This window comes from Streptomyces sp. NPDC127119 (assembly GCF_042677425.1).
Classification (GTDB): Bacteria; Actinomycetota; Actinomycetes; order Streptomycetales; family Streptomycetaceae; genus Streptomyces.
On sequence record NZ_JBHXTO010000241.1, the window covers coordinates 1 to 8,090 of the forward strand.

4 protein-coding genes are annotated in these 8,090 nt (G+C 72.9%); all 4 read left to right on the forward strand.

Features of this window, described 5'->3' with window-relative positions; genetic code table 11:
* The first annotated feature begins 365 nt into the window (after positions 1-365).
* The 4 genes from ACFVH5_RS42845 to ACFVH5_RS42860 all read left to right on the forward strand — a co-directional run bounded on the left by ACFVH5_RS42845 (position 366) and on the right by ACFVH5_RS42860 (position 7,923).
* Positions 366-1,955 (forward strand): alkaline phosphatase D family protein, encoded by a 1,590-nt coding sequence (locus ACFVH5_RS42845; RefSeq protein WP_385839102.1) that lies wholly within the window; start codon positions 366-368, stop codon positions 1,953-1,955.
* A 185-nt stretch (positions 1,956-2,140) separates the two neighbouring features.
* Complete coding sequence (locus tag ACFVH5_RS42850) at positions 2,141-3,544, forward strand: SWIM zinc finger family protein (protein ID WP_385839104.1); 1,404 nt, start codon at positions 2,141-2,143, stop codon at positions 3,542-3,544.
* A gap of 8 nt (positions 3,545-3,552) precedes the next feature.
* Positions 3,553-6,300: a DUF6493 family protein gene (locus tag ACFVH5_RS42855; protein WP_385839105.1), complete on the forward strand. Its 2,748-nt coding sequence runs from the start codon at positions 3,553-3,555 to the stop codon at positions 6,298-6,300.
* Between the two features lie 165 nt (positions 6,301-6,465).
* Positions 6,466-7,923 carry a GNAT family N-acetyltransferase gene (locus ACFVH5_RS42860; RefSeq protein WP_385839106.1) on the forward strand — a complete coding sequence of 486 codons (1,458 nt, stop codon included), beginning with the start codon at positions 6,466-6,468 and terminating at the stop codon, positions 7,921-7,923.
* The last annotated feature ends 167 nt before the right edge of the window (positions 7,924-8,090 follow it).

The following is an 8,090-nucleotide window of genomic DNA, read 5'->3' on the forward strand; positions in this document are numbered from 1 at the left end:
CGGTCGTCCGCGGCCCGGGGGGGGGTGCCCGGGGCGGTCCCCCGCGCCCCTTGAGGGGCGCGGGGAACGGCGCGACAAGCCCCCACCCGCCCGCGGACGACATCCGACCGTTCCCTCAAAGGGGCGCGGGGAACTGCGCAGTCTTTTGTCTTTGGGGCGCGGGGAACTGCGCAGTCCTTTCAGGGGCGCGGGCAACGGCGCGGGTCACCCCCACCGGGCCGCACCTGCCCCACGGGGTGAACCCACGCCCGCCAAACCACCCCGCCCAGCAATGCGCGTTGTTCACTTGTGGTTTGCGCGAACGCTGCGGCACACCAGTAGGTGTAGCCGTGCACACCCGCCGAACCCGCCCCAGGAGGCGCCCCATGTCACCCAGCCCGCCGAGCCCGCTCCCCGGCCGCCGCAGCGTCCTGCGCGGCTCGCTCGCCGCGTCGGCGGCACTCGCCCTGCCCTCCGCCCTCGGCGCGGCCGGCGCGGCCCCGGCGTTCGCGCTGTCGGGGCGGCCCCAGGCGCGCTGGGGCGTCCAGGCAGGAGACGTGACCACGGACTCCGGCCTGGTGTGGGTCCGCTCGGACCGCCCCGCCCGCATGATCGTGGAGACCTCCGCGACGGAGTCCTTCCACAGGTCGCGAAAATGGCACGGCCCCCTCCTGGGCGCCGACACGGACTTCACGGGCACGGTCCCGCTGCGCGGCCTGCCGTCCGGGGAGCAGATCCACTACCGGGTGACCCTGTCCGACCCGGACGACCACCGCCGCACCGGCGAATCCGTACCGGGCACCTTCAGGACCGCGCCCTCCAAGCGCCGCCAGGACGTCCGCTTCCTGTGGTCCGGCGACATCGTGGGCCAGGGCTGGGGCATCAACCCGGACATCGGCGGCCTCTACGCGTACGAGGAGATGCGCCGCCGTAACCCCGACTTCTTCCTGTGCAGCGGCGACACGATCTACGCGGACGGCCCCCTGTCGTCGTCCGTGACGCTCCCGGACGGCCGGGTCTGGCGGAACGTCACCACCGAGGAGAAGTCCAAGGTCGCGGAGACCCTGGCCGAGTACCGCGGCAACTTCCGCTACTCGCTGCTCGACGAGAACGTACGCCGCTTCAACGCGCAGGTCCCCACGATCACCCAGTGGGACGACCACGAGGTCCTCAACAACTGGTACCCGGGCGAGATCCTCACCGACGCCCGCTACACGGTGAAGGACGTCGACACGCTCGCCGCCCGCGCCCGCAAGGCATTCAGCGAGTACTTCCCGATCTCCACCCTGCCGTCGACGGGTGAGGACGGCAGGATCCACCGGGTCGTACGCCACGGTCCGCTGCTGGACGTCTTCGTGCTCGACATGCGGACGTTCCGCAACGCCAACTCCCCCGACCGGCAGCCCGACGACACCGTCGGCATCCTGGGCGCGGAGCAGCTGGTCTGGCTGAAGCGGGAACTGGCGCGTTCGCGGGCGGTGTGGAAGGTGATCGCCTCCGACATGCCGCTCGGCCTGGTCGTACCGGACGGCGCGACGGACATCGAGGCCGTCGCGCAGGGCGACCCGGGCGCGCCGCTGGGCCGTGAGCTGCAGATCGCGGAGCTGCTGCGGTTCGTCAAGCACCGCCGGATCACCGGCACGGTGTGGCTCACGGCGGACGTGCACTACACCTCGGCGCAGCACTACGACCCGTCGCGCGCGGCCTTCAAGGACTTCGCGCCGTTCTGGGAGTTCGTGTCCGGTCCGCTCGCCGCGGGCGGTTTCCAGGCGAACGCGCTGGACGGCACGTTCGGTCCTGACCGGGTCTTCGTCCAGGCACCCGACAGGGCGAACGTCTCGCCCATGGAGTCGCCCCAGTACTTCGGCGAGGTCGACATCGACGGGCAGAGCGGCGAGCTGACGGTCCGCCTGCGGGCGACCGGCGGAGCCGTGCTGTTCACGAAGGTGCTGCAACCGGGGCGCTTGGGGCAGTAGTTCACCGAGGGGCGGTAGTTTCACCGGGGTCACGTGCAGGGCTCCGGCTCCCGTAATCTTCTGCCTCGTGCCGCGTACCGGCGTCATCCCCCGGTACGCGGCACGTCGGGTTGCCCCGATCTCTGGAAATTCCCGCGTCTTCGCAGGTCAGAGCGATTGTCAGTGGTCGCCTCTACGGTTTTTCCATGACGCGATCTCTGCAGGCCGTGGCCTACACCCGATCCTCCACGCTGGAATCCGCACCGGACGGCCGGCGCCTGGGACTTGAGACCTCACGGGGCACGACGCCCCGCGGTGTCGAGGACCATCCCCGTTTCTTCGCGGGCTTCCTGACGTCTCCTCAGGTGGCGTCGGCGGGGCTGCTCGCGGTGGCCGACGTGGCGGGGGCGCGCTACTACCAGCAGCAGCTGCGGTCGTCCCTGGACCCGGTGGTCACGGGCAACGGCGACCGGCTGCGTTTCGAGTCCTTCTCCGGCTGCGGCGGGGTGTACGCCCGGCTGGACGTGCTGTCGGCGGGTCTCGACGGCGGCGAGGTGGGACACGGCACGACGAACGTCGACGTCAACAACCCCCTGCGCGACGCGTTGTCGCGGATCGGCTCCGACGACCCGCTGCACATGCGTGTCGGTCCGGACGAGATGGCCGTGACCACGCTGGACGGGCCGGTCGTGGAGAAGAAGGTGCCCCTGCCGGACCGCTGGCTGCGGGGCTTCGCCGAGGCGCAGGTGACGGCGGCCGGTTTCGATCTGCGTGCCGAACTGCCCGCGGCCGAGGCCGTGCGGTTCCTGCGCTCGCTGCCCCGCTCCGGTGCGCGCGGCTCCTCCCGGGGTGTGCAGTGGGTGGTGCCCGCGGGGCGCGTGCTGCGGCCGACGACCCGCCCGGTGCCCGGAGCGGTCTGCCTCCCCGGCCCGGAGCGGCTGGTCGCTCTCCAGAGGGTCCTGCGTCACGCGTCGGCCCTGCGGGTGTACGGTCCGGCGCTCGCCGGAAGCGCCGCGGCGGCCAGTGCCTGGGAGGTCGTGCTGCCCGGCATGCGGCTCACGCTGACGCTGTCGCCCGAGGCCTCCCGTGGTTTCTCCGGTGAGGGCGGGGTGCTCGACGCGCTGGCCACCGACGAGGCGGCCGAGGACGCGGAGCTGATCTCGGTGCTGCTGGCCTGGGAGCCCAGGATCGACGTCGGTGATCTGTCCGCGTCCTCGGGACTGCCCGCCGAGCGGGTGCGGGCGGCCCTCGTCCGGCTGGGCACCTCGGGGCGCGTGGGCTACGACACGGCGGAGGCCGCCTACTTCCACCGTGAACTCCCCTACGACGCCGAGCGCGTGGAGCGGCACAACCCCCGGCTGCGGGCTGCCCGGGATCTCGTGAGCGCGGGCGCGGTCGTCCTGGACGGCGCCCTCGGCACGGTGACCGCGCAGGACGGGCACGCGCACCGGGTCCGTGACGACGCGGGAGTGCTGAGCTGCACGTGCCTGTGGTGGGCCAAGTACCGCGGCGGACGCGGGCCGTGCAAGCACGCGCTGGCGGTACGGATGGTCCACCGCGGCGCGGTGTCCGGGCAGGCGGAGGTTCTGGTCGACGGGGGTGCGCGATGAGCGGTGCGATGTCGGTGGTGCGTGACGCGGTGCCGGTGAACGGGCCGGTGGGTGGGGCGGTGTCGAGGAACGGGGTGGTGGCGGTGAACGAGGTGGTGCCGGTGAGCGACGCGTTGCTGAAGGCCGTGCGGGCGGGGCGGACGGGTGAGGCCGCGGGGCTGCTCGACGGGATGACGGACCCCGAGCGGCGGCTCTGTCTGCCGGCGCTCAAGGAACTGCGCAAGGAGTTGCGCACCGAGCCCTGGAACGCCACGTCCCGCAAGGCGTACCCCACGCTGCACGCGGCCGGGGCGGCCTGCCACACCGGAGCGGCCGGTACGGCGGCCTGGATCGGCGCGGCCGACATGCGCTGGTCCCAGGCGTCCCCCGCGGTCCTTCTCCATGTGCTGGGCGACCGGGAGCGGGACTGGCTGGGCAACCTCGCGCAGCGCCTCGCGGACCGCCCGTCGACCTCACAGGTGCCCTACGAGCTGATGGCGGGGCTGGTACGGCTGTCCGGTTGCCCGGTGCCGACGACGGAGACCTATGTGGTCGGCTGGGTCGAGCAGATCGGCAGCCTCTGGCAGCGCGGTGGCTCCGTCCTGGACCGGCTGCGCCAGGATCCGTACACGGCGCGGCTCGTGGCCGCCCTCTTCGAGATCCCGGACATCGGCAGCAATCTGGACTGGCTGTTCGGTGACGGCCCCGAGAGCTGGATCGACGCTCTGGCGAGGCTCACCGAGGAAGGCCTTCTCGACCGCAGGGCCATGGTCGACTCCTGCGTCGCCCGGCTGCTGCGCGGTGTCGTGGCGTCCGACTGCCGGGTCTTCCTCAGGCTGTTGACCGCGCTCGCGCCGACCAGGGACGAGGAGCGGGAGCGCGTGGCGGACTGGCTGGCGCTCGCCTCCCACCCGGTGTCCACCGTGGCGGCGCACGCCCGGTCGGTGCTGGGTTCGCTGGCGCTGGCCGGCGAGATCACGCATCGGCAGCTCGCCGAGCTGTCCGCGGTCGTGCTGTTCCGCACGGAGAAGAAGCTGGTACGCGCCCAGCTCGTGCTCCTCGGGAAGGTGCTCCGGCGCGACCCGTCGAGCGCGGCGGAGCTGCTGCCCGCGGTGGCGCACGCCTTCGGGCACGAGGACACGGACGTCCAGGAGCGGGCGCTGAAGCTGGTGGAGCGGCACATCGGCGAGATCGGCACGGCGGACCAGCGGGCGCGCGACGAAGTGGCGTCCGGCGCGGCCCAGTTGAGCGCCGGTCTGCGCGTACGCGCGATCGCGGCCCTGGGGCTGGATGTGGACGAGCTCGCGCCGCAGCCGCACCTGGAGCTGCTGCCGCCCGCGCCCGAGCCGTCACGGCTCGCGCCCGCGCCGGACACGGTGATCGAGCTGGTCCAGGAGGTCGGAGCCCTGATGGTGGCCGCCGACACCGACATGGCCGTGTTCGAGCGCGCCCTGGACGGCCTGGTGCGGCACACGTACCTGCGTCAGGAGGAGCTGGCCGAGGCCCTGAAGCCGGCGCTCGCCCGTACCTGGTGGATGGCCACCGACCGTCTGTACCACTCGTCGGACGAATACTTCCGGCGTGATCCGTACGGCCTTGAGGTGGTGCTCGCGGCCCTGCTGGGCCGGGTGCGCACGTCCACGCTGCTCAAGGCACATCAGCACGGTCCGGTGTCGGACCCCTGTGTGCACAGCGCACTGTCCGCCGTCTTCAACGCGCGGCTGTGGGAGGCGGCCTACCGGGTGCGGACCGACCCGATGCCGTTCCTGCTGGCCACGCCCACCTGGTCGTCGGGGTTCCTGGAGCCCGACGACCTGGTGGCCCGCCTCGCCGAGTACCACCGGCTCGGCGCCCGGCCCGGCGAGGCCGACTTCACGCAGGCGCTCCTGCGGGTGCGCCTCGACGACCGTGCGGTGAGCGAGGCCGCCGCCGGGCGGGCCGCCGCGCTGGGCACGGTGGAGGGTGAGCGGCTGGCCCGCCGGCTCCTGAGCGAGAGCCCGGCGGCACCCACGAGCACCCGCCACGCCTCGGCGGACCGCGTCCTGCTCGAACTCGGCGAGCTCGGCGGGCTGCCGGCGGAACTCCCCCTGGCGTTCCGCCGGCTCGGCCTGCCCGTGGGGGTCTTCGAGACACGCAAGTACTGCCCCCACTACTGGAACCAGGTCGAGCGGCAGCACTGGCTCGCCGTGGTGCCCGGGCAGCGGGAGGTGGTGGCCGCGCGGCTGGTGCGCGAGGTCTCGACGGTCGCGGTGGAGGACGTCCGGGGTGCGGCGGCGGTCCTGCCGCTGCTCGCCGAGGCGGAGGGCGAAGCGGGTGACGCCGTGCACCTGTGCGTGGCGTACGGGCTGGGCGCGCGCCATCCGGAGGACCGGCTCAGTGCGGTGGACGCCCTGCTGGTGCTCGCCGCGCGAGGGCAGTTGGACGCCAAAGGGCTCGGCGGGGATCTGGGGCAGTTGGTGCGCAAGGGGGCGGTGAAGCCGCTGCGGCTCGCCGAGTCCGTACGGACCGCGGCGACGACCGGAGCGTACGCCACCGTCTGGTCGATACTCGGGGCCGCGCTGCCCGCCCTGCTCGCGGGGCTGGCCGCGGACCGCGCCGCTCCGGCCGCCCGCGGGATGGGCGAACTGCTGGCCGTCGCCGCCGAGTGCGCCGAGCGGACCGGCGCGCACGGCGATGTGGAGCATCTTGCGCAGGTGGCGGAGCGGAGCGGTTCGTCGCAGCTCGTGGCCCAGGCCCGCCGGCTGCGTGCCGCGCTGGAGCAGGGGGTGGCCGCCTGACCCGGACAGCCGTGGCCGACCAGGTCGTTCAGCCAGGTGGGCGACTTGCGCGGGGGAATCGTAAAAAATGCAACAAAAAAGACAGATGCACACTTAACCGATCAGTCACAAAGCGTTCGCGATCACGCAACACCCGTACTTCACAGTGACGGTATGACTCCGGACATGTCTGATGTGACGCGTGCGAAAAACGGCCGGCCGGTCCACCACTGGCGCAGGGACCTCGTCGAACTGGCCGCTCTGTTCACGGCGGTGGCGGTCGCCGACGCCGTGGCGAACCTGATCGGGCACGGCCCCGACGGGCCCGCCCTTCTCGCGATCTCGGCGGTCGCGCTGATCGCCACGGCGGGCTTCCACACATGGTGGTCACGCCGCCACGGTCACGCGCCCCCGACAGACGATACCGGCGCCCGGCCGGCCGCATCCGCGCGGCGGGCCGGGCTGACCGGGGGCGACCCGAGCGCGCCTGAGACCGATGCCGGCGACGGCTCCGGTGCGGGCTCGGGCCCCGGTTCCGGCGGGACCGTGCTGTGGCGGATGCGGACCACCGTGCGGGACGAGCCGGGTTCGCTGGCCGCGCTGTGCATGGCGCTGGCGGAGCTGCGGGTCGACATCCTGAGCCTTCAGACGCATCCGCTGGCCGAGGGCACGGTGGACGAGTTCCTGCTGCGCGCCCCCGCGCCGGTGGCGGCGTCCGAGGTCACGCGGGCGGTGTCGCTGTCGGGCGGTTTCGGGACCTGGATCGAGCGGGCCGACGCCCACGACCTGGTGGACGCGCCCACGCGTGTGCTGGGCCTGGCCACCCGCACGGCACTGGACGCGGCTGAACTACCCTTGGCGCTCAGGCAGTTGCTGGGGCGGTGCACGATCCGTTCGCTGCCCGCCACAGCGGTGCGCGGGGATCGTCCGGAGGCGGGGGCGCCCGTCGAAGGGGCGCTGGAGGACACGGTGATGCGGTTGCGCGCACCGGAAGGTGGAGTGATCACTGTGGAGCGGCCGTATCTGCCGTTCACGCCGACGGAGTTCGCCCGGGCCAGGGCGCTGGTCGAGCTGGACGCACGACTCGGCCCGCGGGTCCCGCGCAGCCGGGACGTACTGACGCTGCCGCAGGGCAAGGACATCATCGTGCGCCGTGCCGACGCCGGTGACGTCGAGGCGGCGAAGGCCATGCACGAGCGGTGCTCGCAGCGGACGTTGAGCATGCGGTACCACGGGCCCGTCGGCGACGCGGACAAGTACCTCAAGCACCTCCTCAGCCCGCACTTCGGGCGCACGCTCGCCGTGCAGACCGCGTCGGGGCGCGTCGTCGGGCTCGGACATCTGCTGTGGGACGGCGACGAGACGGAGATCGCCCTGCTGGTGGAGGACGACTGGCAGCGGCGCGGGATCGGCGGTGAACTGCTCGGCCGCCTGGTGGCGATGGCCGTCGAGGCCGGCTGCGACAGCGTGTACGCCGTCACGCAGGCCGCCAACACCGGCATGGTCGCCGCGATGCGTGGCCTCGACCTCCCCCTCGACTACCAGATCGAGGAGGGCACCCTCGTCATCACGGCCCGCCTGGAGACGGCGTCGCCGCACGCGGAGACCGCCGGGCACGAGCGCGAGCACTCCGTGCGCGACTGACGGGACAGGACGGCCGACGAACACGGGCAGCACGGGCACGGGCCCGTAACGGTGGCGGGGCCGGCCCGGGTTGCGGGGCCGCCCCCCGCGCGGGCGCACCACCAACCCGCGGGGGCTGGGTCTTATAAAAAACAGACGCTGCCGACGATTTATGGGGGGTTGTTATC